Origin of the sequence: Methylobacterium sp. J-059 (assembly GCF_022829485.1) — a bacterium.
Lineage (GTDB): Bacteria > Pseudomonadota > Alphaproteobacteria > Rhizobiales > Beijerinckiaceae > Methylobacterium.
Genome location: NZ_JAKSYA010000109.1, coordinates 95,154 through 119,271 on the forward strand (window position 1 = coordinate 95,154; position 24,118 = coordinate 119,271).

General features: G+C 71.1%; 21 protein-coding genes. 9 read left to right on the top strand and 12 right to left on the bottom strand.

Features of this window, described 5'->3' with window-relative positions; all coding sequences use genetic code 11:
* Nucleotide 1 precedes the first annotated feature (1 nt).
* Nucleotides 2-3,067: an efflux RND transporter permease subunit gene (locus MKK55_RS14080; protein WP_313898969.1), complete on the top strand. Its 3,066-nt coding sequence runs from the start codon at nt 2-4 to the stop codon at nt 3,065-3,067.
* Here the strand turns inward: MKK55_RS14080 and MKK55_RS14085 are convergent.
* From MKK55_RS14085 to tsaA, 3 genes are all read right to left on the bottom strand, one after another.
* Nucleotides 3,054-3,593, bottom strand: coding sequence for a MarR family winged helix-turn-helix transcriptional regulator (locus tag MKK55_RS14085; protein WP_243935357.1), 540 nt, complete (start codon nt 3,591-3,593; stop codon nt 3,054-3,056). The two genes, MKK55_RS14080 and MKK55_RS14085, sit on opposite strands and share 14 nt — an antisense overlap.
* A gap of 200 nt (nt 3,594-3,793) precedes the next feature.
* Entirely contained in the window at nt 3,794-4,495 is a 702-nt protein-coding gene (locus MKK55_RS14090) for an SGNH/GDSL hydrolase family protein (protein ID WP_243935358.1), read from the bottom strand.
* A complete protein-coding gene (tsaA, locus tag MKK55_RS14095; RefSeq protein ID WP_409566056.1) occupies nt 4,492-5,031 on the bottom strand; it encodes a tRNA (N6-threonylcarbamoyladenosine(37)-N6)-methyltransferase TrmO in 540 nt (179 codons plus the stop codon). Before tsaA ends, MKK55_RS14090 begins: the two co-directional genes overlap by 4 nt.
* 113 nt (nt 5,032-5,144) lie before the next feature.
* On the opposite strand from tsaA, the gene MKK55_RS14100 reads away from it, so the two are divergent.
* Nucleotides 5,145-6,638: an AMP nucleosidase gene (locus MKK55_RS14100; protein WP_147728275.1), complete on the top strand. Its 1,494-nt coding sequence runs from the start codon at nt 5,145-5,147 to the stop codon at nt 6,636-6,638.
* 9 nt (nt 6,639-6,647) lie between these two features.
* On the opposite strand, the gene MKK55_RS14105 is transcribed toward MKK55_RS14100, so the two are convergent.
* Both MKK55_RS14105 and MKK55_RS14110 read right to left on the bottom strand, forming a co-directional pair.
* Nucleotides 6,648-7,808, bottom strand: coding sequence for an alpha/beta hydrolase (locus MKK55_RS14105; RefSeq protein WP_243935360.1), 1,161 nt, complete (start codon nt 7,806-7,808; stop codon nt 6,648-6,650).
* Between the two features lie 362 nt (nt 7,809-8,170).
* On the bottom strand, nt 8,171-8,551 hold the full coding sequence (locus MKK55_RS14110) for a winged helix-turn-helix transcriptional regulator (RefSeq protein WP_147841832.1): 381 nt from the start codon (nt 8,549-8,551) through the stop codon (nt 8,171-8,173).
* 159 nt (nt 8,552-8,710) lie between these two features.
* On the opposite strand from MKK55_RS14110, the gene MKK55_RS14115 reads away from it, so the two are divergent.
* The 4 genes from MKK55_RS14115 to MKK55_RS14130 all read left to right on the top strand — a co-directional run bounded on the left by MKK55_RS14115 (nt 8,711) and on the right by MKK55_RS14130 (nt 10,179).
* Nucleotides 8,711-9,079 carry a DoxX family protein gene (locus tag MKK55_RS14115; protein ID WP_243935361.1) on the top strand — a complete coding sequence of 123 codons (369 nt, stop codon included), beginning with the start codon at nt 8,711-8,713 and terminating at the stop codon, nt 9,077-9,079.
* 80 nt (nt 9,080-9,159) lie between these two features.
* Nucleotides 9,160-9,540 carry a glutathione S-transferase N-terminal domain-containing protein gene (locus tag MKK55_RS14120; RefSeq protein WP_147841834.1) on the top strand — a complete coding sequence of 127 codons (381 nt, stop codon included), beginning with the start codon at nt 9,160-9,162 and terminating at the stop codon, nt 9,538-9,540.
* A 63-nt stretch (nt 9,541-9,603) separates the two neighbouring features.
* The gene (locus tag MKK55_RS14125; protein WP_243935362.1) at nt 9,604-9,948 is read left to right on the top strand and encodes a hypothetical protein; all 345 of its coding nucleotides are present in this window, start codon (nt 9,604-9,606) and stop codon (nt 9,946-9,948) included.
* A gap of 9 nt (nt 9,949-9,957) precedes the next feature.
* A complete protein-coding gene (locus tag MKK55_RS14130; protein WP_243935363.1) occupies nt 9,958-10,179 on the top strand; it encodes a hypothetical protein in 222 nt (73 codons plus the stop codon).
* An 83-nt stretch (nt 10,180-10,262) separates the two neighbouring features.
* Here the strand turns inward: MKK55_RS14130 and MKK55_RS14135 are convergent, their stop codons facing one another.
* Nucleotides 10,263-12,731, bottom strand: coding sequence for a PBP1A family penicillin-binding protein (locus MKK55_RS14135; RefSeq protein ID WP_243935368.1), 2,469 nt, complete (start codon nt 12,729-12,731; stop codon nt 10,263-10,265).
* A 114-nt stretch (nt 12,732-12,845) separates the two neighbouring features.
* Nucleotides 12,846-13,481 carry an HdeD family acid-resistance protein gene (locus MKK55_RS14140; protein ID WP_147727066.1) on the bottom strand — a complete coding sequence of 212 codons (636 nt, stop codon included), beginning with the start codon at nt 13,479-13,481 and terminating at the stop codon, nt 12,846-12,848.
* 215 nt (nt 13,482-13,696) lie between these two features.
* Between MKK55_RS14140 and MKK55_RS14145 the strand changes: the two genes are divergently transcribed.
* From MKK55_RS14145 to MKK55_RS14155, 3 genes are all read left to right on the top strand, one after another.
* Nucleotides 13,697-14,920, top strand: a complete 1,224-nt coding sequence (locus tag MKK55_RS14145) for an HlyD family secretion protein (protein ID WP_243935370.1) — start codon at nt 13,697-13,699, stop codon at nt 14,918-14,920.
* The gene (locus MKK55_RS14150) at nt 14,917-16,578 is read left to right on the top strand and encodes a DHA2 family efflux MFS transporter permease subunit (protein ID WP_243935383.1); all 1,662 of its coding nucleotides are present in this window, start codon (nt 14,917-14,919) and stop codon (nt 16,576-16,578) included. The genes MKK55_RS14145 and MKK55_RS14150 overlap by 4 nt, the downstream gene beginning before the upstream one ends.
* Nucleotides 16,579-16,761: 183 nt before the next feature.
* Nucleotides 16,762-18,504 (top strand): pyrroloquinoline quinone-dependent dehydrogenase, encoded by a 1,743-nt coding sequence (locus MKK55_RS14155; RefSeq protein WP_243935385.1) that lies wholly within the window; start codon nt 16,762-16,764, stop codon nt 18,502-18,504.
* A gap of 10 nt (nt 18,505-18,514) precedes the next feature.
* On the opposite strand, the gene MKK55_RS14160 is transcribed toward MKK55_RS14155, so the two are convergent.
* The 5 genes from MKK55_RS14160 to MKK55_RS14180 form a co-directional block, all read right to left on the bottom strand.
* Nucleotides 18,515-18,775 (bottom strand): hypothetical protein, encoded by a 261-nt coding sequence (locus tag MKK55_RS14160; protein ID WP_147727069.1) that lies wholly within the window; start codon nt 18,773-18,775, stop codon nt 18,515-18,517.
* Nucleotides 18,776-18,839: 64 nt separating this feature from the next.
* On the bottom strand, nt 18,840-20,168 hold the full coding sequence (locus tag MKK55_RS14165; RefSeq protein WP_243935388.1) for an O-antigen ligase family protein: 1,329 nt from the start codon (nt 20,166-20,168) through the stop codon (nt 18,840-18,842).
* A 123-nt stretch (nt 20,169-20,291) separates the two neighbouring features.
* Entirely contained in the window at nt 20,292-21,197 is a 906-nt protein-coding gene (locus MKK55_RS14170) for an alpha/beta hydrolase (protein ID WP_243935395.1), read from the bottom strand.
* An 85-nt stretch (nt 21,198-21,282) separates the two neighbouring features.
* On the bottom strand, nt 21,283-22,296 hold the full coding sequence (locus MKK55_RS14175) for a transglycosylase SLT domain-containing protein (protein WP_409566057.1): 1,014 nt from the start codon (nt 22,294-22,296) through the stop codon (nt 21,283-21,285).
* 379 nt (nt 22,297-22,675) lie between these two features.
* Nucleotides 22,676-24,034: a CoA transferase gene (locus MKK55_RS14180; protein WP_243935397.1), complete on the bottom strand. Its 1,359-nt coding sequence runs from the start codon at nt 24,032-24,034 to the stop codon at nt 22,676-22,678.
* Nucleotides 24,035-24,118: the final 84 nt, after the last annotated feature.

Sequence of the window (24,118 nt, forward strand, 5' to 3'; positions counted from 1 at the left end):
CGTGGGTCGCTTCAACGCATCGGAATGGGCGCTCTCGCACCGCTCGTTCGTGTGGTTCCTCATGGCGATCTGCCTGGTGGCCGGCACGCTCGCCTATCGCGGGCTCGGCCGCGAGGAGGACCCGCCCTTCGCGATCAAGACGATGGTGGTTCAGGCAGTATGGCCGGGCGCCACCATCGGCGACACGCTCGAGCAGGTCACCGACCGGATCGAGAAGGAGCTGCAGCAGGTTGCGACCCTGGACTACGTCCGCAGCTACACCACGCCGGGCAACGCGACGGTGTTCGTGCAGCTGCGCGACACCACGAAGGCGTCGGAGATCCAGCCGTCGTTCTATCAGGTCCGCAAGCGCCTCGGCGACATCCAGGGCACCTTCCCGCAGGGGATGCAGGGGCCGTTCTTCAACGACGAGTTCGGCGACGTCTACGGCAACGTCTACGGCTTCACCGCCGACGGCCTGAGCCACCGTCAGCTGCGCGACTACGTCGAGGGCGTGCGCACCGAGATCCTGAAGGTGCCCAACATCGGCAAGACGCTGCTGCTCGGCACGCAGAAGGAGACGATCTTCCTCGACTTCTCGACGCGCAAGCTCGCCGGCTACGGCATCGACATCCAGTCGCTGATCAAGACGCTGCAGAGCCAGAACGCGATCTCGCCCTCGGGCGTCGTCCAGGCCGGGCCGGAGCGGGTCTCGGTGCGGGTGAGCGGGCAGTTCTCGTCCGAGACCTCGCTGGAGACCATCAACCTGCGGGTCAACGACCGCTTCTTCCGCCTGTCGGACGTCGCCGAGATCAGCCGCGGCTACGAGGACCCGCCGGCCGCGCTGTTCCGCGTCGACGGCAAGCCGGCGATCGGGCTGGCGATCGCCATGCGGCCGAACGCCAACCTGCTGCATTTCGGCGAGGACCTGAAGGCGCGCATGCGCCTGATCGAGGCGAAGCTGCCGATCGGCGTCGGCATCCACCTCGTCTCGGACCAGCCGCGGATCGTCGAGGAGGCGGTCGGCGGCTTCACCCAGGCGCTCCTCGAGGCGGTGGTGATCGTGCTTGCGGTGAGCTTCCTCAGCCTCGGCATCCGCGCCGGCCTCGTGGTCTCGATCTCGATCCCGCTGGTGCTCGCCATCGTCTTCGTCGTGATGCAGATCATGGGCGTCACCCTGCAGCGCATCTCGCTCGGTGCGCTGATCATCGCGCTGGGCCTGCTCGTCGACGACGCGATGATCACCGTCGAGATGATGGTCGCGCGGCTCGAGCTCGGCGATTCGCTGAAGAAGGCCGCGACCTTCGCCTACACCTCGACCGCCTTCCCGATGCTGACCGGCACCCTGGTGACGGTGGCCGGCTTCCTGCCGATCGGCTTCAACGGCTCGTCGGCCGGCGAGTACACCTACTCGCTGTTCGTGGTGATCGCCGCCTCGCTCCTGGTCTCGTGGGTGGTGGCCGTGCTGTTCGCGCCGCTAATCGGCGTGACGCTGCTGCCCAAGACCATGAAGAAGCACAGCCACGAGCCCGGCCGGATGGGGCGGCTGTTCCTGCGCGCGCTGGTCGCCGCGATGCGCTTCCGCTGGCTCACCGTCGCGGGCTGCGTCGCGCTGCTCGGCCTGTCGATGTACGGCATGACCTTCGTGCAGCAGCAGTTCTTCCCGGCCTCCGACCGCACCGAGATCCTGGTCGACTTCACCCTGCCGCAGAACGCGACGGTCACCGAGACGCAGGCCCAGATGGACCGTTTCGAGGCGACCCTGACGGGCGACCCCGACGTCGAGCGCTGGTCGTCCTATGTCGGCCAGGGGGCGGTGCGCTTCTACCTGCCCCTCGACCAGCAGCTCGCCAACAGCTTCTTCGGGCAGGTCGTCGTGGTGACGAAGTCGCTGGAGGCGCGCGACCGCCTGTTCCCCAAGCTCGAGGAGCGGGCGAAGCGCGACTTCGTCGGCACCGACGTGTTCGTGAACCCGCTCTCGCTCGGCCCCCCGGTCGGCCGGCCGATCCAGTACCGCTTGAGCGGGCCCGACCTCCAGGTGGTCCGCGCGAAGGCGCTCGCGCTCGCCGACATCGTTGCCAAGAGCCCGCATGTCGGCGTGCCGACCTTCGACTGGAACGAGCCCGGCAAGGTGCTGCGGGTCGAGATCCTGCAGGACAAGGCACGCCAGCTCGGCGTCACCAGCCAGGACATCGCCGGCATCCTCAACGGCGTCGTCGGCGGCACGGCGATCACGCAGGTGCGCGACTCGATCTACCTCGTCAACGTGATCGGGCGGGCGCAGGCGGCGGAACGGACCTCGCTCGACACCCTGCAGAGCCTGCAGGTGACGCTCGCCAACGGCTCGGTGGTGCCGTTGCTCGCCTTTGCGCGGATCGCCTACGACCTGGAGCAGCCGATCGTCTGGCGCCGCGACCGGGTCGCGACGCTGACGGTGCGCGCCCCGATCATCGACGCGACGCAGCCGCCGACCATCGTGGCGGCGCTCGCCGCCGACATCGACGCGTTCGCCGCGGCCCTGCCGGAGGGTTACGCGCTCGCCACCGGCGGCGCGGTCGAGGAGGCGGCCAAGGGCCAGGGCCCGATCGCCGCGGTGGTGCCGGTGATGCTGCTGACGATGGCGGTGTTCCTGATGATCCAGCTGCAGAGCGTGCAGAAGCTGTTCCTGGTGTCGAGCGTGGCCCCGCTCGGGCTCATCGGCGTCGTCGCGGCTCTGCTGCCCTCGGGCAAGCCGATGGGCTTCGTCGCGATCCTCGGCATCCTGGCGCTGATCGGCATCATCATCCGCAACGCGGTGATCCTGGTGAGCCAGATCGAGGAATGCGAGGCCGACGGCCTCGGGCCCTGGGACGCGGTGGTGGAGGCGACCCGCCACCGCATGCGCCCGATCCTGCTGACGGCCGCGGCGGCGAGCCTCGGCATGGTCCCGATCGCCCGCGAGGTGTTCTGGGGGCCGATGGCCTACGCGATGATCGGCGGCATCATCGCGGCGACCTTCCTGACGCTGTTCTTCCTGCCGGCGCTCTATGTCGGCTGGTACCGGATCCGGCCGCCGGCCCCGAGCCGCCCGGCCGCTACCGCGGCTTGATCGGCCGGCGCGGCGATGTCGGCGGCGCGGTCTCGTCGGGGGCGACCGCCTCGGGCGGGATCGCCACCGGCTTCGAGAACGCGCCGAGGTTGTCGACCAGCTTCGTCAGCAGGCGGATCGTCTCGGCGACCTCGTCCGCGCTGAGCGCGGCGAGGAAGTTGCGCTCGCGCTCCAGCGCCACGACGGTGATGCGGTCGTGCAGGTCGAGGCCGGCGGGCGACAGCGCCAGCAGGCGGCGGCGGGCGTCCTTCGCGTCGCCCTGGATCAGCACCAGGCCGCGGCTCTCCATCCAGGCGATGCTGCGGCTCACCACGGCCTTGTCGAGGGCCGACAGCTCGCAGATCCGGTGTGCGGTGATCCACGGCTCGGAGGCGAGCCGGTACATGATCCGCCAGTCGGTCAGGCCGACCCCGAAATGCTGCCGGTAGAAGATCGAGGCGTTGTTGGTCAGCGTGTTCGACAGGTGCGTCAGCAGTGCCGGCACGTAGACGTCGGGATCGACGATGGCGGGCTCGTCCCGGCTCACCGCGGGGGATTCCTGTGCGCCGGCGATCGATCCACCCATTGACCATGCCCCGCCGAGACGTGTTCCGCCGCGCATCCGCTCGCGCGTTGCCGGATCGTCCCGGTATCCGGAATACTTAGACCCGATCGCACCCGTCGCGCACCTGCCGGCTGGAAACTTGTCTCCGCCGACACAACCTTTTTGGCCGTGCGGGGATCCGATCAGGGCGGCGTAGGGTCGCACAGGGCCGGCGCGAGCGCGCCGAGCACGGGCCGGTAGGCCGCAAGGTGAAGCCCGTCGCGCATCGTGCCGGGCTTGGCGAAGCCCGTCGCCCCGTCGCGGATCGCGGCGAAGGGATCGGCGAAGCGGCAGCCGAGCCGCGCGCACAGGGTTTTGAGCCGATCCGAGTAATCCGCGACCGCGAGCGGGTCGAGGCGCCCGTCGAGCGCGCGACCGATCGGCGGCAGCGCCGTCACGACGAGGCGATCCGTGTTCGCCGTCATTTGTTGGATGATCCGCGTCGCCGCCGCCTCGTAACGCGCCGTCGCCGCGGCCTCGCGCGGGTGGTTCTTGGCCAGGATGTCGTTGGTGCCGATCGTCAGCACCGCCGCCCGCGGCCGGACCGGAAACCGCAGGGTCGCGACGAGGTCGGCGTAGACCGGCGCGCTGGCGCCGCTGACGCCGCCGTTCACCAGTTCCAGGCCGCAGGGTCGCTGTGCCGGCGTTTCCAACTCGGCGTGGGAGTCGCCGGCCAGGAAGACGTAGTCGGCGGGCGCCTCGTCGAGATGGACCTGCACCGCGGTGAGCCGGCCCTGCGCGTAGGCGCGGACGTTGACCGGCGCGACCGCGAGCATCCGCCCGATCAGGATGCCGGTGCCGACGAGGGCGAGGGCGGCGAGGCCGGCGACGATGCGGCGCCTCATGCGCGGGCGGTTCCGGCCCGGTCCACCGTCGCGTCGGGCCGGGAATCGGTCGTCGCGTAGTAGGGCTTGATGTCGAGGAGCGGGGTGCCGTCGAGGCAGTCGAGACCGCGCACCGTCAGGGTCGCGCCGTCGCGTCCGAGCAGCTCCACCACCGAGAGCGCGATCGGGTTCGGCCGCGCCGGCGAGCGCAGCGAGAACGTGCCGCGGCTGCCGTCGGCGTGGCGCGGGCGCTGCACCAGCAGGCCGCGCTCGGCCCGGTCCATCCAGTACAGCAGGATCAGGTGGCTCGCGCCCTCGACGTTCTGCAGGCCCGGCGCGTAGCGCGGATCGACCGCGACGGTGCAGGCCGCGTCGGTCTGCAGCCCGTTCTTCGGGCAGTCTCCGCGAACCGTCCACGGCGTGCGGATGCGGCCGATGAAGTGGAGCCCGGCATCGGCGCGATCGGGGAGGGCGACGGCCTCCTCGCCCGCGCGGCGCGCGAACGCGTCGCCGGCGGCGTCCATGCTGGTCGCGTTCTTATCATCCCGATCGGTCATCCGCCGGCTTTCGGGCAACGCGACGCCGACCGCAAGCCCCGCCTCGCGCGCACGGGCGCCGGGGTGTAGAGCCGGGTGGGACGGGCGAGGCAGGATCTGAACGGGGAACGCGCGTGATTGAGAACGAACTGCGCCCGATGGAGGCGGTGGCCGACGTCGCGACGGCCGTCGACCGGCTGGTCGAGCTGCATGCCGGCGCGACCCAGGCCCTGCGCACCGCGCTGACCCGCACGCTGGACGGCGGCAAGCCGCCGGACGCCGCCGAGCGGCTGCAGTTCCGCTACCCGGAGCTTCGCGTGACCTACCGGCCCGCCGGCCCGGTCCCGCGCATCAGCCGCGCGACCGCCAAGATGCAGGCGCCGGGCACCTACAGCACCACCGTCACCAGCCCCGCCGATTTTCGCGCCTACCTGACGGCGCAGCTCGAGCCGCTGGTGGCCGATTACGGGGTCGGGCTCGAGGTCGGCCTGAGCGCGCAGGAGATCCCGTATTCCTACGTGCTCGAGCCCGGCACCGACCTCGGCGCGGGACGCGTCAGCCCGGCCGAGCTCGCGACCTGGTTCCCGGTCCCGCTGCTCTCGCTCGTCGGCGACGAGATCGCCGACGGGACCTGGCAGCCGATGGCCGACGAGCCGCGCCCGCTCGCCCTGTTCGACGCCGTGCGGGTCGATTACTCGCTCCGTCGCCTCGTGCACTACACCGGCTGCGACTGGCGCGAGGTCCAGCCCTGGATCCTGCTGACCAACTACCACCGCTACGTCGACCAGTTCGTCCGCCACGGGCTGGAGCGCCTCGCCTCCGGCGCGGAGGGCTTCACCAAGCTGGTCATGCCGGGGGGCATCACCGTGACGCGCGGCGAGGCCGCCTCCGCTGACCCGGCGGCGCTGATGGCCGCCTCGCCCTGGCACCGCTTCCAGATGCCGGCCTACCACCTCGCGTCCGAAGGTGCCGACGGCACCGCGCAGGGCACGACGCTGGTCAATATCGGCGTCGGCCCCTCGAACGCGAAGACGATCACCGATCACCTCGCGGTGCTGCGCCCGCATTGCTGGCTGATGGTCGGGCATTGCGGCGGCCTGCGGCAATCGCAGACCATCGGCGACTACGTGCTCGCCCACGGCTACATGCGCCGCGACCGCATCCTCGACGAGCTGGTGCCGCCGGACGTTCCGGTGCCGGCGCTCGCCGAGGTGCAGCTCGCGCTCCAGGCCGCGGCCGCGCAGGTCACGGGGGAGAAGGCCGACGCGCTGAAGCGGCGCCTGCGCACCGGCACGGTCGTCACCTACGACGACCGCAACTGGGAGCTGCGCTTCAGCCAAGAACGCCGCCGGATCAACCTCAGCCGCGCCATCGGCGTCGACATGGAGAGCGGGACGATCGCCGCGCAGGGCTACCGCCTGCGGGTGCCCTACGGCACGCTGCTCTGCGTCTCCGACAAGCCGCTGCACGGCGAAATCAAGCTGCCGGGCGCGGCCAACGCGTTCTACGAGCGAGCGGTGGCCGAGCACTTGCTGATCGGGCTCGCCGCCCTCGACATCCTGCGCGGCGACCGCCACGGCCTGCACTCGCGCAAGCTGCGCAGCTTCGACGAGCCGCCGTTCCGGTAGGCCGCGCCGCTACTTCAGCCTGCCGGCGATCCATCCGATGATCGCGTCGGCGACCTCGCCGTTGTTGGTCTCCAGCATCATCATGTGGCCGTTGCCGTGGATGCCGTGCTCGGCCAGCGCCAAGCGGTCGGGCTTGGCGCCCGCCTGCTCGAGGAAGGCGCCGGTGCAGTCGTCCATCGTCGCGCGGAACGAGGCCTCGGCCGTCACGATCACGGCCGGTACGCGGGCGAGATTCGGCAGCTTGCGTGCCGGCTCGGCCTGGATCCAGCAGCGGATCTGGCCGGGACGGAGCGGCGCCTCGGACTGCGCTACGACGAGGTCGGTCGGGGTCGAGACCGGCGGATCGAAGGTGAGTGGCACGCGGGTGATGCCGTAGGGCCGGGCGCGCGCCTCGCCGACCTTCTCGTACCAGTCCGCTCCCCCCTTGAAGCGGATGTCGTAGAAGGTCGGCCCGTTCGGCTCGACCGCGACATGCGCCTTCACCAGGTCGGGGCGCCGGTCCGACACCGCCCATCCGAATACGCCGGCCTGCGAATGCGTCAGCAGGACGGACGGCCCGATCTTCTCGAGCAGCGCGATCAGCGCGGGGTCGACGAGCTCCTCGCTGCGCAGGGCGCTGGCGATGAACGGCACCTGCGAGAAGTAGAACTGGTCGAACGCCGCGTTGCCCCTCACGCCGGCCCCGCCCGGCCAGCGGGTGTGAAGCTTGGCCTGCGGAAACAGGTCGAAGCGCTCCTGCCCGGTGAAGATCGTCTCCAGGTCGTTCGGTGCGAGCCGCGCATAGGGGCCGTAGGCGTCCGGATCGTCGCCGGACCGGCCGCGGCCGACCTGATCGACGACGTAGACGGCAAACCCCTTCTCGACGAACCGATCGACCCAGCCGGGACGCCCGTCCGGCGTGCCGAGGAAGTTCACGCCGGTCTGCGCCGTGCCGTGCACCATCACCACGGGATAGGGCTGCGCCACCTCGACCGGCGCGTGATACTGCACGAACATCTGCCCGACGGCGGCACCCTTGCCCGCGACCGTCTCGTAGGCGCCGCCGACGAAGAAGTAGCCCTCGCGCTGCGCCGGCTTGAAGGTCGCCGGATGGTCGGGCGCAGGCTCGGCCAGAGCCGGTGACCCGAAGCTCAGCAGCGCCCAGGCGAGACCCAGGACGGGTTTCCGCATCGTGACCTCCCGCAGACGTTCTTGTTCGCGTCGGATCGGACGCTAGCAGCCGCCGGCGACCGCGTCAGGCCGTTTGGCTCGCGGACCGATAGGGCGACGGTCGTCTGTCGCCGAACCCGACCCTCGAAGGCTTGGGCGCCACCGGACGAGAGAATCAACGCGGCGGGGTCGCCGCCGCCGATGCGGCAGCGGGGGGCCTTCCGTTTCCGCTCGCATCGGGGTCCCTCGGCATCCTGCGCGGTGACCGCCACAGCACGCGCCGCATGTTCCGGCGCCGTCCGATCATGCCGCAGGGGACGCCGTCGAGCGCTGACGGCGCCCGTCACCGACGCCAGTGAATCCACGGGTGCGATGGGGTGGCGTCAGGCCGCCTCCGCGCGCGCATCGTACGATGCCTGTGCCGCGTCGATCCGGGCGAGGTTGTCGAACGCCCATCGCCCGAGCGCCTGGATCGGCTCCGCGAGGGAATGCCCGATCTCCGTGAGTTCGTAGTCGACGCGCGGCGGGATGGTCGGCGTCACCGTCCGGGTCACCAGACCGTCCCGCTCGAGATGGCGCAGCGTGAGGGTCAGCATTCGCTGCGAAATTCCGTCGACGCCGCGCTTGAGTTCGCTGAAACGGCACGCGCGCTCACGCAACAGCATGATCACGAGCACGGTCCACTTGTCGCCGATGCGCGACAGCAGTTGCGAGACCCGCAGGCACTCGGGCGAGTGCTTCGCCTGGGACGCAGTTACATCCATGTAACCTCGGTATCCGGTTTGTGCCGTCTTGCGACGGTTCCGCGAACTCATATCATGACCCGGTCACTTAGCGAAACCGAGTCACGAGACGGAACCCCGTGCATCGGCGCGCGCGACCGGCGATCGCTCCGGCTTCACCGTCCAGCAAGGAGATCGCGCATGTCGCAGACCCTGGTCGCTCCTGCAGCTGCGCCCGCGCGCGCTCGCGACATCACCATCCCGATCCTGACGGCGTTGCTCGTCGTCGCCTGCCTGGGGGCCGGCGGTGCCAAGCGCGCCGGCGTTCCGATCATGATCCAGTCCTTCGATCAGATCGGCCTCGGGCAATGGCTCGGGATCGTCACGGGCGTGATCGAGGTCGTCGGAGCCGCGACCCTCCTGGTGCCGGGCTACGGGTTCTTCGGTGCCGTCAGGCTCGCGGCGAACATGACAGGTGCGATCCTCGCCCACCTCCCGGTGCTGCCGTCCTCGCCCTCGCCGGCGATCCTGCTGCTGGTCGCGAGCCTCGCCGTCGCCCGGCTGTGCTGATGCCTCTCAGGATAGCGGCGGACGTCGTTTGCTCCGGCCGCATCGACCTTTCGAGCCCGCATCGAACAGGAAACCCGACGATGACCGATACCCCGTTCAAGCCCGTCATCTACCTGATGGCCGGCTGCCCGTTCTGCTTCAAGGTCCGCCTGTTCCTCCTGGAAACCGGGCAGCTCGACCACGTGACCTTGCGGGAGTTCGTCCCAGGCACGAAGGAGCAGACGGCGATCGGCAGCCTTCTCGCACGAACCGGAACCCGGGTCGCCTATCCGACGGCCGAGCTGACGCCCGGCGTCCTCACCGCCGAGTCCGATGCCATCGTCGCGCATTTCGCGACACGCGCGGGCCTCGCCGCAGACACCCTGCCGACCTACGCGTCGTATCTCGCCGGCGTCTTCAAGAGCCTCCAATTGCTCTACATCGAGAACATGGAGCTGAAGAGGCGCCAACCGGCGGGCTGACGCGGAGGCGCGAACCCGGTCCCTCGCCCTTCCCACGAGTTCCGAAGCGAAAGCCTGCCCGCCATGACGGTCGAACCCATCCTGACCCTGGAAGGGATCCCCTTCCTCGACGACGCGACCCGGCCCAGTGCACCGGCCATCCCCGGCGTCACCCCGATGCAACGCGCCCGAGGGCGGCGCCTGGGCCTGTATCACCGGCACCACCTCGCCGAGCTTGCCGCCGTCCGCGCTGCGCTCGACCGGTTCCGGTCGGGGACCGGCACCGTCGAGGCCGTGTCCGAGGGCGTCGCGTCCCTGTCGATGGTCGCGAACTACCGCGCGTTCGGCAACCTGTGCGGGCAACAATGCCAGATGCTCCAGATGCATCACGACATCGAGGAAGGCAGCGTCTTCCCGGCCATCAGGTAGGACGCAAGCATGCGCCCGGTCCTCGACCGCCTCGGCGCGGAGCACCGGACCGTTCACGCCCTGCTCGAACGCATCCTGCAGATCGCGCGCGCCATCGCCGTGGATCCGCGCCGGGACTACGCCCTCGCCCTGGGCAGGATCTACGAGACCTTCGAGCAGATCGTGATCTCGCATTTCGGCTACGAGGAGCGCGAGCTCGAGGAGGCGATCGGGTTCTACAACGCGTTATGAACGGCCGCCTCCAACCGGAGCGCTTCGTCGATCGCCGCGGGCCCGGATCGCATGCAAGGCCCCGGGTAAGCCGGGACGTTTCCTCAGCGGCGCCCACCCCACATCCCGGTGCGTTCCGACCGCGCCTGCTCCTCCGCCGCGAGCAGGTCGGGCGGCGCGTCCTCGCTGGCGCGGGCGCCGCCGGCCGAGAGGATCAGCGCGGCGAGGTCGTCGCCGTCGATGCGGCAGCGGGTGCCTTGGGTTCCGCCGGCATCGGGTGCGCACACCACCTCGCGGCGGCGCAGGTAGCGCGCGAGCTGGCGGGCGAAATGGCCGCCCTGGCCGTCGACGCCGGCGAGCCGCACGGTGCGGCCGCGGAACGACAGGGTGCCGGTGTCGATCACCTCGGGCACGCCGCGCGCCTCGGGGCCGGCGGCCGGCGCGGCGGCTGCGGGCGCGGGCGGCACCGCTTCGGCCGGCTGCGGCTCGGCCTTGACCGCGGAGGGGCGCTTGCGGCCCTTGGCCATCTGCGCCGAGGCCCGCTGCACGAAATCGCGGAAGATCGAGGCCGGGACGTCGCCGCCGCCGACGCGATTCATCGCGGAATTGTCGTCGTTGCCGACCCAGACGCCGACGACCATGTCGGGCGTCATCCCGATGAACCAGGCGTCGCGGTAATCCTGCGTCGTCCCGGTCTTGCCGCCGACGGCCAAGCCGGACACGCGCGCGCCCTTGCCGGTTCCACCGTCGACCACCGCCTGCAGCGAATCGAGCATCATCGTGCGGCTGTCGCCCGGCAGGCCGGCGGCGGGCTTGGCGTCGGGGCGCAGATAGAGCGGGGCCGGCGCTCCGCCGCGGATCGCGTGGATGTCGAAGCTCTCCACCGGCGTGCGGTTGGCCAGAATGCCGGCATAGGCGCGTGTCATCTCCAGCAGCGTGACCTCGGCCGAGCCGAGCGCGAGGCTCGGCACGTTCGGCAGATCGGACTGCACCCCGAGGGATTTTGCCGTCGCGATCACGGCCGGGATGCCGAGCTCCTCGCCGAGCTGGGCCGCCACCGTGTTGATCGAGAGCGCGAAGGCGGTCCGCAGCGGCACGGCGCCGCGGAACCGGTTGTTGGCGTTCTGCGGCTCCCAGTCGCCGATCTGCACCGGGCGGTCGACCAGCACGGTCTCCGGGGTCAGCCCGTTCTCGTAGGCGGTGAGGTAGACGAACAGCTTGAACAGCGAGCCGGCCTGGCGCTTGGCCTGGGTCGCGCGGTTGAACTGGCTGTCCTCGTAGTCGCGCCCGCCCACCATCGCGAGGATCGCGCCGTCCTTCGACATCGCGACGAGCGCGCCTTGGCCGATCTTCTTCTTGCCGCCCTCGGCGTCGAGGCGGCGTGCGACGATTCCCTCGGCGAGGCTCTGGAGATCGAGGTTGAGGGTCGAGCGCACGGTGAGGTCGCCCGGCGCGTCTGTGAGCTTCTTGGCGTCGGCGGCGAGGAGGTCGAGAAAGTAGTTGCTGCCCGGCGGCGTCTCCGGCGGCGTGCGCAGCGTCACGGTCTTGGCCCGCGCCGCGTCGGCGGCCTCCGCGGTGATCGCGCCGGTCTCGACCATGGTCTGCAGCACCACGTCGGCGCGCTCCTTGGCGCCGCCGAAGTTGCGCGTCGGGGCGAGCTGCGAGGGCGCCCGCACCAGCCCGGCGAGCATCGCCGCTTCCGGCAGGGTCAGCGCCTTCGCGCCCTTGCCGAAGTAGCGCCGCGCCGCCGCGTCGGCACCGTAGGCGCCGGCCCCGAAATAGGCGGTGTTGAGGTAGCCGAGGAGGATGTCGTCCTTGCTCATCTCGGACTCGACCCGCAACGCCAGGAAGGCCTCCTGGATCTTGCGGCGCAGGGTCTTCTCCTGGTTGAGCGAGGTCAGCCGGACATATTGCTGCGTGATCGACGAGCCGCCCTCGCGCACCCCGCCGCCGACGGCGTTGCGCCAGGCCGCGCGCACCAGCCCGCGCAGGTCGATGCCCCAATGGCTGTAGAAGCGCCGATCCTCGATGGCGACGATCCCCTGGGCGAGATGGGGCGGAAGCTCCGCCTTGGTGATCGGCTGCCCCCGGAACGCGCCGCGGGTGGCGAAGACCCGGCCGTCGTCGGCCTCGACGGTGAGCGCGCGCTGGCCCTGGTCGATCACCACGCCGCCGAGCGGCGGCAGCGTCAGGAACGCGAACAGGACGTAGCCGGCCAGCGCAACGAGCGGCAACGCGACGACGGCGCCGGCGACCAGGAGGGCGGGGCGCAGCGAACGCCCGCGGATGGCGAAGCGCGACGGCGCGGACCCGGCGGTCGCCGGACCCGCGATGGGGGCGTCAGCCTCGGCCGGAGCTTTGGATCGGCGGCGTGCCGCGAGGCCCCCGACGAGCGATCCGGTGGCGCGCGCCGCCTCCCGGCCCCTGCGCCCGGCGCCGCGCGCGGCACCGGCTGCGAGGATGCCGAGCTGGCGCGCCAGCACCTTGGCGGCGGCAGCCGCCTCCCGCGCCGCGGCACCGGCATCGGGCGAGGCGTCGTCGGGGGGGCGTCGATCCGGATCGGGTGGAGGCATCGTGTTCCTGAACGGCGGCCCGTGCGACGCCACAGCCCCGCCGGCGCTGCCGTTCTAGAACGATCGGGCGGAGCGAAGCTATGCCGTGTGGCGTCCGCCGAGACGTCCGGTCTCTTAGACGCCGTGGCGGAAGGGCATCGGCGAGCCGGCCGCCTCGTGGCGGTCGCGCAGGCGGAAGCCGAGGACGACCAGCAGGACGCCGAAGGCGACGGCGTAGGCGCCGAGCCACCAAGTGAGCACCAGCGCCGACATGCCCGGCTCGACGAGCAGCACCGCACCGAACAGGATGGAGACCAGTCCGCCGAGGCCGAGCCACCAGCGTCCGAAATGCAGATGCAGGCGGAAGGCGGCCGCGATCATGAGCGCGCCCGTGACGATCGCCCAGATCGCGACGAGCAGGACGAAGGCCCAGACGGCGGCGCCGGGCACGAAGAAGGCCGCGACGCCGACCAGGATGTCGAGCAGGCCCTCGATCAGCAGGAAGCCCCAGCGCTCGTGGGCTTGTGCCGCCCGGACCGAAGCGACGATCGCGAACACGCCGTCGACGACCATGTAGGCGGCGAAGAACCACACCAGCGACAGGACGAAGGCGGCCGGCGCCACGAAGGCCATCACGCCGAACAGGATGGCGACGACGCCGCGCAGGGCGACGAGCCACCAGTTGCGCGCCAGCGTCCGGCTCATCGCGTCGAGGCGCGCGGTCCCGACGAGCGGGACGCCGGTCGGATGGGTTCGGGAGAAGAGGGCCATCGCATCGGCTCGCTGGTGATCGGTACGGTACTCCGGCGCGAAAACGCCGCACCGCAACACCCGTTCCCCTCGGCCCTGTTCCGCGGGGGCGAACGGCGCGGCGAAGCGCAGCGGAACTTTGCCGTCGCATCGCCTTTTTAGTCGGTGAGGCGGGTTATTCGTTCGCTCCGGCCGCTTCGGCAGTGTTCGGCGCGGGCGCAGGCGGTTTCTTTTCGATGCTAGACGATCAGCGCCAGGCGACGGCCCTGGACCCGCAGACGCGCCCCGACGACCGGGAGGCGCCCGACCGACGCGACATCATCGATCTCAAGCCGCAGGAGAAGGATCCTCCTGCGGGCGACGAGGCCGACGAGAGCAAGGCCGAGCCCGATCAGGACGCGTCGTCCGAGGGCGAGGACGACGAGAACCGGCCGGTTATCCTCAAGCGCCATCCGTGGTGGTTCGTCCTCGGCGGGATCGCGATCGTGCTCCTTGGGATCGCCGGGTTCTTCTACTGGCAGATCTACCTGCACCCTTACGAATCCACCGACGACGCCTTCGTCGACGCGCGCCAGTTCTCGATCGCGCCGAAGGTGTCCGGCTACGTCGTCGCGCTCTCGGTCACCGACAACCAGCACGTCGACACCGGCGCGACCCTGTTCCAGATCGACCGGCGCGATTACCAGGTCGCCCTCGAGCAGGCCCAGGCGCAGATCGCCTCGGCCAAGGCGTCGATCCAGAACGTCGACGCGCAGGTCGAGGCGCAGAGGGCGCAGATCGACGTCGCCAAGGCGCAGGTGACGCAGAACCAGGCGGCGCTCGACTTCGCGAAGGCGGATGCCGCCCGCTACAAGGATCTCGCCAGCCGCGGCGCCGGCACCGTGCAGCAATCGCAATCCTCGACCTCGACCCTCGAGCAGCGCCAGGCCGCGCTGACGAGCGCGAACGCCAGCGTGGTGCAGGCGCAGAAGCAGATCGGCTCGCTCCAGGCGCAGCGGGCATCGGCCGAGGCCAGCCTCGCCAACGCCGATGCGCAGGCGGCGCAGGCCGTGCTGAACCTCGGCTACACGACGGTGACGGCGGCGCAGCCGGGCCGGGTCGTGCAGCTCACCGGCGCAGTCGGGCAGTACGCTCAGGCCGGCCAATCGCTGGCGATGTTCGTGCCCGACGAGAAGTGGGTCGTCGCCAACTACAAGGAGACGCAGATCACCGACATGCGCCCGGGCCAGTCGGTGAGGATCGAGATCGACGCCTATCCCGACCGCAAGATCAACGGGAAGGTAGCCTCGGTTCAGCCCGGCTCGGGCACCGCCTTCAGCCTGCTGCCGGCGCAGAACGCCACCGGCAACTACGTGAAGGTGGTGCAGCGCGTGCCGGTGAAGATCGTCGTCGACGAATGGCCGCAGGACGTGTCGATCGGCCCCGGCATGTCGATCGTGCCGACGGTGCGGGTGCGATGAGCGCCGGGGCCGCCGCGGCGGGCGGCGGTTCGCGCAAGGCCGGCGGCAAGGATGCGGGAAAGGCAAAGGCGACGTCCGGCGGCCTGCCGCGCACCGCGGGCGGCCACAGCCCGTGGGCGGTGGCGCTCGTCGTCGCGCTCGCGACCTTCATGGAGGTGCTCGATACCACCATCGCCAACGTCGCGCTCCGCTATATCTCGGGCGGGCTCGCGGTCGGGCCGGACGAGGCGGCGTGGGTGGTCACGAGCTACCTCGTCGCCAACGCGATCGCGCTCACCGCATCGAGCTTCCTGGCCAAGCGCTACGGCCGCAAGGCGTTCTTCATCGCCAGCGTCGCGCTGTTCACCGTCGCCTCGATCGCCTGCGGCTTCGCCTGGGACCTGAACTCGCTGCTCGTGTTCCGCGTGATCCAGGGGCTCGGCGGCGGCGGCATGGCGCCCCTGGCGCAGTCGATCCTCGCCGACTCGTTCACCCCCGCCAAGCGGGGCCAAGCCTTCGCGCTCTACGGGCTCGCGATCGTCGTCGCGCCGGTCGTCGGCCCGACGCTCGGCGGCTGGCTGTCCGACAACGTCTCCTGGCACTGGTGCTTCCTGATCAACGGCCCCGTCGGCGTTATCGCGCTGGCGCTGATGTGGTGGCTCCTGGAAGATTCCGAAGCCGCGGTGAAGGAGCGCAAGGCGCTGCGGAAGAAGGGCATCCGGTTCGACATCGTCGGCTTCCTCCTGGTGGCGACCTTCCTTGGCTCGCTCGAGGTCTGCCTTGACGAGGGCCAGCGCAAGGACTGGTTCGGCTCGCCGCTGATCCAGGTCTTCGGTGTTCTCGCCGTGGTGTCGTTCGTCGCGATGATCCCGTGGCTTCTGAGGGCGAAGAACCCGGCCGTCGACCTGCGCCTTCTCGGCAAGCGCCAGTTCGGCTCGTGCTTCCTGGTCATGCTCGCCACCGGTGCGATCCTGATCGCGACGACGCAGTTCATCCCGCAGATCACGCAGGACTATTACGGCTACACCGCCACCATCTCGGGGCTCGTGCTGGCGCCCGGCGGCCTCGTCACCGTGGCGATGATGCTGGTGATCGGGCAGGTGTCCGGCTACTTCCAGCCGAAATGGCTGATCGCCACCGGCGCGACGATCGTGGCGCTGGCGATGTACGACCTGACCCGGATCTACGGCGATTCCACGTTCTGGTTCTTCGCCTGGTCGCGGATCTACATCGGCATCGGCCTGCCGATGATCTTCATCTCGATCACCGCCGCCTCGTACGAGGGCATCGAAAAGTCGCAGACCGACCAGGCCTCGGCCTTGATCAACGTCGCCCGCAACGTCGGCGGGTCGATGGGCGTGTCGCTGGCGCAAAACATCCTGGCCTATCGCAGCCAGTTCCATCAGAGCCGGCTGTCGGAGAGCGTCACCACCACGAGCCCGGCCTACCAGGAGACCATGCGGCAGGCGACGCAGTACTTCACGGTGCACGGCACTCCCGGCGTCGACGCGCAGGGGCAGGCCACCGCCTGGATCGGGCAGCAGCTCGCGACGCAGACGGCGTTCTTCGCCTACATCGACGTGTTCTGGGCGCTCTGCCTCGTCTCGGCCTCGGCGGTGCCGCTGGCGATGATCCTCAAGCGGGTCGAGCGCGGCGGCGACGCGCCGGCGGGGCATTGAGCGAACGCCCTCTGAGATCCGGTGCGGCCGCGGATCGATGCGCCGGCGACGTTCGTCCGGTTCGACAGTTCGCGGGATAACGCTTACCGGCTGCAACCAGAAGAAATCATCTCGGCCCTGCGCGCCGAGCGGGAGGAAGCCGGCGTGCCGCGTTCATCCAGGACGACATCGACCGTTGCCGCCATGTCGCTCCTTGCGCTCGCCCTGCCGGCGCGGGCCGCCGAGCCCGCCGGCGATTGGCCGACCTTCGGGCACGACCATTCCAACCGGAATTTCTCCGATCTCACGGCGATCGACCGGAGCAACGTCGGGCGGCTCCGGCCGGCCTGGATGTTCCAGACCGGGGTGACCGGCTACTTCCAGGCCCAGCCGGTGATGGTCGACGGCGCGCTCTACCTCTCGACCACGCAGAACAACGTTGCGGCGCTCGACGCGAAGTCCGGCCGGGTGCTGTGGACCTACACCCACAAGCCGCGCACCGAGAAGATCTTCGGGCCGCCCTCGAACCGCGGCGTCGCCGTCTCCGACGGCCTCGTGTTCCAGGCGACGATGGACGGGCGGGTGATCGCGCTCGACGCCAAGTCCGGAAAGGTCGTGTGGGACCACGAGGCCGTGCGCCCGGAGGAAGGCGAGTCCGAGACCGCATCGGGGCTGACGGCGCAGCTCGGCGGCAAGCCGGTGCAGGGCTCGAGCCGCCTCGGCTTCAAGATGCCGCCGCTCGTCGCCGACGGTCTCGTCATCGTCGGGGTGAGCGGCGCCGGCTACGGGCTCCATGTCGAGGACGAGAAGGGCGGCCTCGACGGCGGCTCGGTCGTTGGGATCGAGGGCGGCTACGGGCGCCGCGGGTGGCTCGCCGCCTACGATGCGAAGACCGGCGAAGAACGCTGGCGCTGGTACGTCACCAAGGCCGACGGCTGGGAGGGTGGATACGTCGAGACCACCGCCGACGGCGTCCCGCTGCATCGCGACGTCGCCGCCGAGAAGGCGGCAGCGCCGGCCAACCGAGAGGCATGGCGGGTCGGCGGCGGATCGCTCTGGATGACCCCGGCCTTCGACCCGGATCTCGGCCTGATCTATCTCGGCACCGGCAACCCGGCGCCGCAGAATTTCGGGCTCTCGCGGCCGGGCGACAACCTCTACACGATGAGCCTCGTGGCGCTCGACGCGAAGACCGGCGCGCTGCGCTGGTACTATCAGCAGGTGCCGCACGACGAGTGGGGCTACGACGTAGCGAGCCCGCCGTTCCTGCTCGACCTGAACGGGAAGGACGGCCCGGTGAAGGCGGTCGCCTCCGCCAGCAAGACCGGCTGGATCTACGTCCACGACCGCGCCACGGGCCGGCTGCTCGAGCGCTCGGCCCCGCTGATTGCGCAGAAGAATCTGTTCGCCCCCCCGACGGCGGAAGGCACCGTGGTCGCGCCGGGCCCGCTCGGCGCCGTGTCCTGGCCGCCGACGGCCTACGATGCCGCGAGCGGTCTCGCCTTCGCACAGGTCCGGCACGGGGCGACCACCTACACCGTCAAGACCGTGCCCGGCGGCCCCGGACGGCCGGAGATCCGCTACACCGAGACCGGCGAGGCGAAGGGCGAGCCGAGCTTCAGCACGCTCACGGCGGTCGACCTCGCCAAGGGCGGCACCATCGCCTGGTCGATGAGGTCCGAGAGCCGGCTTGCCGGCGGCACGCTGGCGACGGCGGGCGGCCTGGTCTTCTCCGGCGAGGAGGACGGCCATCTCGACGCGCACGATGCCGGCACCGGCGAGATCCTGTGGCGGTTTCAGTGCGGCGCCGGCATCAGCGGCCCGGCGATTACCTACAGCCTCGACGGGAAGCAGTACGTCGCGGTGGCGGCCGGCGGCTCGTCCTTCACCAAGGCTTCCGGCTTCGGCACCGGCGACGCGCTGGTGGTGTTCGCGCTGCCGGACTGAGCGTGATCGCTCAGCCCTTCGGCCGCGCCTGCAGGATCGCCGCGCGGACGAACGGGCGCTTCAGCGCGATGCCGACATCCTCGCGCTCCATGAAGACCCGTGCGCCCTGGTGGTTGCGCACCGCCTTCATCAGGTTCAGCCGATAACCCTGCCGGAACACGAAGATCGGCGGCAGCGGGTCGGCGAGGTAGGCGGCCACCGCGGCGTCGACCTCCTCCTCGGCGATGTGGTGGGCGTTGCAGAGGTCGCCGACGGTCTGGAAATCGATCATCCCATCGACATAGGGCGTCGCGCCCCGCCTGTCCCGGGCCGCGACCGCCGCCGTCGCGTTCGGGTCAGGCGACCGGGCGGTAGGCGGTGCGCAGGCGCAGGCCGAACACCGCGAGCATGGTCATGCCGCACAGGACGGTGTTGGCGTTCAGCAGCACGTTCTCGAACGAGGCCGAGATCACCGCCAGCATCCAGATGCGCAGGAAGAACAGCGTCTGAGCGTCGAGCGGCCGCCCGGCGCTGGCCCGCTGCAGGTCGCGGATCGGGGCCACGACGAGAGCGTTCAGGAGCAGCAGCGCGCCGGGCAAGCCCATGATCAGTGCGGCGTCGAGGAAGGAGTTGTGCGCCTGCGTCGCGGTCTGCACCCAGTCCGAGCCCGGGTCGGCGCCGCCGCCGTAGACGGTGCGGTCGGTCAGCCAGAAGGCGCCGTAGCCCCAGCCGCGGATCGGGTGCACGACGACGTGCTCGATCGCGAAGGCCCAGATCTCGTTGCGCGCGGTGAAGGTCGCGTCGGGAATGATCGCGTCCAGCACCGTTCGGATCGGCGGCAGCAGCACCGAACCGATGGTCGCGACGATGAGCAGCGCCACCGGGCCGACCAGCAGCAGCCCGCGCATCGTCCCCCCGCGCAGACGGCTGCACAGGACCGAGACCAGCAGGACGAGGGGCAGCACGGCAAGCGGCGTCTTCGAGCCGGCGAAGACCATGAAGACCAGCGCCCCCGCCGTGATGGTCCAGCCCAGGCCCCGGTGCAGCACGGCGGCGACGTAGAGGCCGCAGACCGCGATCATCGACATCGCCGAGCCGGCCTCGTTCTTGTGGGTGAAGATCCCGCGCCACAGGCCGATGTGGTTGTATTCCCCGGTGACGTCGAAGGCCGAGTGGATGGTGAGGTTGGGGACGAGCGCGACGCCGAGATAGCTCGCGGCCAGCACGATGCCGGCGGCGAGCGCCAGCGCGGTGGCGAACTGGCGCCCGTTGCGCGCGACCACGAGAACGCCCGCGGCGAGCAGCGCGACGATGCCGAACAGCACGATCCGGCGGATCGACAGCATCGGGTCGGTGGAGAGGAGGGTGGTGATGCCGAGCCAGCCGCCGAGCAGCAGGAGCGGCCAGGAGGCGAGGGGGCGCAGCCTGGCGAAGCCGAGCCGCCCGAGGACCATCAGCATCGCCGTGCCGAGGATGACGAAAAGCGCCTGGGTGAAGAGGCTGCCGGCTTCCGGGTCGCTCAGGAGGCTGCGGTTGGCGAGGTCGCTGAACCAGAGATGGTTCCAGAGCAGGACCAGCACGACGGTGACGAACGGCAGGCGGACGGCGTCCGGGATGTCGCGTCCCGGCAGCGATCGCGACCGACTGACGGCCGCCTCAGCCCTGATGCCGTGCGCCGCTGACACGAACCCGCCCTCACCGGCCATCCGCGGTCTGGAACCGCGCACCATAATAGTCCGGACGGAGCACGCCGTCGCCCCGAACCTGCCCGCGGTCTCGTCCGATTGCGGGTAACCTTGACGGAGCGATCAGCGCCGCCCGATCGTCATCGATTGCCGGCTCGTCGCCTGCGTCCGGAGGAAGGCCGCCATCTCGGCGAGCTCCGGCGCCTTCGACCGGAAGGTGACGGAGAGCGCGAGCAGGGTGTCGGCGTGGTCGAGCCCGGGATAGATCCGCTCCTGCACCGGCACGCGGGCGTTGCGCAGCGTCTCGGCGAGGCTCTGGGTGTTGCGCGGGCGGACGATCGTGTCGTCGGCGCCGGTCGCGAGGAAGGCCGGCGGCGCGCTCGGGCCGGCGAAGGTCACCGGCTGAGTCGCGCGCAGGTCCGGCGCCTGGCCGAACACCTTGCGCGAGGTGTCCTGGTCGAACGGCAGGAAGTCGTAGGGGCCGGACAGGCCGGCGACCGCACGGATCACCTTCGGGTCGACCCCGGCCGCCTTGAGGTAGCGGGTGTCGAAGCCGAGCATCACCGCGTTGTAGGCACCGGCCGAGTGCCCGGCGAGCACGATGCGGCGCGGGTCGCCGCCATAGGTTGCGATGTTGTCGCGGACCCAGGCGACGGCGGCTGCGCCGTCCTCGAGGAAGCCGGGGAAGGGCGCCTCGGGATAGAGCCGGTAGTCCGGCAGCACGGTGACGAAGCCCTGCGCGGCGAGCGCCTGTCCGACGAAGGCGTAATCCGCCTTCGAGCCGTTCTGCCAGGAGCCGCCGTAGAAGAACACCAGCACCGGCGCGTTCTCGGGCGCGTTCACGGGCGCGTAGACGTCGAGGCGACGCCGCGGGCCCTCGCCGAACGGCTCGTCCCGCAGCACCTGCCGGCCGCCGGAATCCCGCGGGCCGATCGCATCGAACAGGGCGAGCGGCGAGCAGGCGGCGATGCCGATTGCGGCGAGCGCGAGGCATGCCAGGCTGGCGAGAGCCGTGAGGATTCGTGTCATTCGATGTCCGATTGGGCCGCAAAGGCCAGATGCATGCGGCTCGGGGCGGATTCATGACCGGATCGCGCCGAACTCCGTCGACGCGTCAGGTGCGCAGCACGATGCAGGCGCCGCCGACGCTGCGGATCCGGCCGCACAGCCCGTCGGCCGCCTGCCGGCTCTCGGCCGGGATGCGGATGCGGTAGAACGCGCGGGTGCCGCGATTGCGCAGGCGCGTGCCGATGATCATCGGGCGGACCTCGCCGACCACCTTGGCGTACGTGGCGCGCGCCCGGGAGAAGGTCGCCAGCGCCAGCGATTTCGAGAAGTTGCCGGCGAGCTGGATGCCCCACGGCGCGGCCGGCCCTTCGTTGGGGCCGATGGCGAAGCGGTCGCCGCGCGACGGGATGCGCAAGGCGGCCGTGACCTGAAGGCAGGTCTGCGCCGGCTCGGGTGCGGTCTCGACCTTCGCCGACGCGGGCACCCGGGCGTCCGCGGGCTTCGTCTCGCCGGGTTTGGCCTCGCCCGGCTTGGTCTCGGCGCTCTTGGTGTCAGCGCTCTTGGCGTCAGTGCTCTTGGCCCCGCCCCCTTCCGGCGGCCCGATCTCGATCCGGGATGCGCCGCCGCGCCAGTCCTCGGCGGGCGCGCCGGTGATCGCGAGCACGTAGGCGCGGGTCTCGGCGGGCAGGCCGCCGCTGCCGGCAAGCCAGCTCGTCACCCGGCCCGGGCCGCCGTTGTAGGCGGCCGCGGCCAGACCGAGATTGCCGAACTGCCGCTTCAAGTCGGCCAGCAGGTGGGCGGCATGCGGGATCGCCTGCTCGGGGTCGAACGGATCGGCCAGCCCGCGCTCGCGCGCCGTGCCGGGCATGAACTGGGCGACGCCCTGCGCCCCGACCGGGCTGACCACGCCGACGCGGAACGCGCTCTCGCGCCAGATCAATCGCGTCAGGAACGGCACCGGCAGCCCGCGCGCCCGCGCCGATCCCTCGATCAGCCGGCACAACGCCTGCTCGACGGTCTCGGTGGCGCCGTCGGAGGGGACGGCGTGTGCGGGCGTGGCGAGGAGGAGGGTGGTCGCCAGGAGGGCGAAGGCGGCGCGATGCCGAGGGGATTTGAGCAACCCTCCGGCGATGCGAACCCATGCGTTGCACCAGGCATAATCAAGAATGCTGGTGTGATACCGATCCGAACACGCGCGTTTCCCTCCCCCCTCTGCGGGGGAGGGTGGGCCTCGCGTCAGCGAGGGTCGGGAGAGGGGAGCGACAGTGCCGGATGCGGCGCTCCCCTCTCCCGACCCGCTGCGCGGGCCACCCTCCCCCGCAGAGGGGGGAGGGAAGGGTGCTGAACGAGGGGCTATCTGGAAACACCTCACGCCACGAATGGGAACGGTCATGCCTCGCGATCGTGCCCCTTGCGGTCGCGGGCGCCGTGCGCCGCAAGACCGATCCATCCCACATGCACCGTTCTAGCGCCCTGCAACCGGCGATCAATCCGCCGCATCACGTCCAGGCGGGGCGGTCGGTCCCGAGGCGGCGCGCGGGGAGGGACCATCGGACCGGCGCGCCGGCGACCGCCAGGGGCGGGCGCAGGCGATGGGCCGGGCCCCACGGCGTCGCCTCGACGCCGGCATCGAAGTCGTCGTCGGTTTCCGGCGCGAACGCCTCCATCGAGCCCGTCCGCTCGGCGTCGAGGAGCAGCCGCGCCGTCCGGGCCAGCGAAAGGCGCGCCGCGCCGGCACGCCCGTCGCGCAAACGTCGCTCAAGGAGGCGGATCGCGGCGGCGGCCAGAAGGTAGCCGGTGGCGTGGTCGAGGGCCTGGACGGGCAGAGGCACCGGCCGGTCGGCGTTCCGCCACGCCTGCCCGGCCTCGGCGATGCCGCAGCTCATCTGCACCAGGCTGTCGAAGCCGCGGCGTCCGGCCCAGGGGCCGGTCCAGCCGTAGGCGTCGAGGCTGACGTCGATCAGCCCGGGCGAGAGGGCACGCCGTGCCGCGGCGCCGTAGCCGAGGCGGTCGAGCGCTTCGGGCCGGTAGCCGTGCACGAGGATGTCGGCGCCGGTGAGCAGCGCCTCGAACCGGTTGCGGTCGGCCTCGCGGCGAAGGTCGAGCCGGGCGCATCGCTTGCCCAGCGTCATATGGACCTCGACGCCGGGCTCGTTCCAGCCCGGCGGGTCGATCCGCAGGACCTCGGCGCCGAAGCCGGCCAGGAACCGGGTCGCCACCGGCCCGGCGAGCACCCGCGTCAGATCGAGGACGCGCAGGCCCGCGAGCGGCCGCGCGGGTTCGGGCTTCCAATTGGAGCGGGCGGCTGCGCCGGGATCGAAGGCGACGAGCGGCTCGGCCGCGACCGCCGCCCCCTGCGGATGCGCGGCCCAAACCTCGACCGAGCGCATCACGGCCGCGCAGCCGCCCTCCGCCACGATCGCCGCCTCCAGATCGGATTTGTCCCAGCCGGCGACGGCGGCCGCCATGCCCGCGCGGTCGGCTTGCGCGCCGAGCACGCGCTCGGCCGCCGCGCGGTGATGCGGCGCATTGGTGTGGAGCCGGATCCAGCCGTCGCGGGTGCGGTAGTCGCCCGCCACCGGGTCCCACAGGACCGGCAGCGCCCATCCGATCGGGCGGAACGAGGTGCGGAACCACAGCGAGGCGAGGCGGCGGTCGACCGAGACGGCCGGCGTCGCGCCGACGGTGCCGACGAGGTCGGCGATCGCCAGCCCCGCCGCGGCAACGGAGCCGGCGGCGAGGTCGGTGACTGGAAAGGCCGAAGGCAGGGTCCCCGTCCCGGTGATCGTCAACGCCTCGGTGCCCGGCGCGCTGCCCAGCGCCGCACGGATCGTCGCCGCGAAGGTCTCTGCCGACATGCCGCCCCCCTGTTGGCCCCCGGGTGGTTCGCCGTCGGGCCGCCGCCGCGCTATAGAGACCGCACCTGCCCCGGAACGAACGCG

Bases quoted from the DNA above. Each gene is read 5' to 3' on its own strand.
- MKK55_RS14090 (WP_243935358.1), bottom strand. From the start codon at position 4,495: ATGAGGCGCCGCATCGTCGCCGGCCTCGCCGCCCTCGCCCTCGTCGGC.
- tsaA (WP_409566056.1), bottom strand. From the start codon at position 5,031: ATGACCGATCGGGATGATAAGAACGCGACCAGCATGGACGCCGCCGGC.
- MKK55_RS14105 (WP_243935360.1), bottom strand. From the start codon at position 7,808: ATGCGGAAACCCGTCCTGGGTCTCGCCTGGGCGCTGCTGAGCTTCGGG.
- MKK55_RS14110 (WP_147841832.1), bottom strand. From the start codon at position 8,551: ATGGATGTAACTGCGTCCCAGGCGAAGCACTCGCCCGAGTGCCTGCGG.
- MKK55_RS14115 (WP_243935361.1), top strand. From the start codon at position 8,711: ATGTCGCAGACCCTGGTCGCTCCTGCAGCTGCGCCCGCGCGCGCTCGC.
- MKK55_RS14120 (WP_147841834.1), top strand. From the start codon at position 9,160: ATGACCGATACCCCGTTCAAGCCCGTCATCTACCTGATGGCCGGCTGC.
- MKK55_RS14125 (WP_243935362.1), top strand. From the start codon at position 9,604: ATGACGGTCGAACCCATCCTGACCCTGGAAGGGATCCCCTTCCTCGAC.
- MKK55_RS14130 (WP_243935363.1), top strand. From the start codon at position 9,958: ATGCGCCCGGTCCTCGACCGCCTCGGCGCGGAGCACCGGACCGTTCAC.
- MKK55_RS14135 (WP_243935368.1), bottom strand. From the start codon at position 12,731: ATGCCTCCACCCGATCCGGATCGACGCCCCCCCGACGACGCCTCGCCC.
- MKK55_RS14140 (WP_147727066.1), bottom strand. From the start codon at position 13,481: ATGGCCCTCTTCTCCCGAACCCATCCGACCGGCGTCCCGCTCGTCGGG.
- MKK55_RS14145 (WP_243935370.1), top strand. From the start codon at position 13,697: ATGCTAGACGATCAGCGCCAGGCGACGGCCCTGGACCCGCAGACGCGC.
- MKK55_RS14150 (WP_243935383.1), top strand. From the start codon at position 14,917: ATGAGCGCCGGGGCCGCCGCGGCGGGCGGCGGTTCGCGCAAGGCCGGC.
- MKK55_RS14155 (WP_243935385.1), top strand. From the start codon at position 16,762: ATGTCGCTCCTTGCGCTCGCCCTGCCGGCGCGGGCCGCCGAGCCCGCC.
- MKK55_RS14160 (WP_147727069.1), bottom strand. From the start codon at position 18,775: ATGATCGATTTCCAGACCGTCGGCGACCTCTGCAACGCCCACCACATC.
- MKK55_RS14170 (WP_243935395.1), bottom strand. From the start codon at position 21,197: ATGACACGAATCCTCACGGCTCTCGCCAGCCTGGCATGCCTCGCGCTC.
- MKK55_RS14180 (WP_243935397.1), bottom strand. From the start codon at position 24,034: ATGTCGGCAGAGACCTTCGCGGCGACGATCCGTGCGGCGCTGGGCAGC.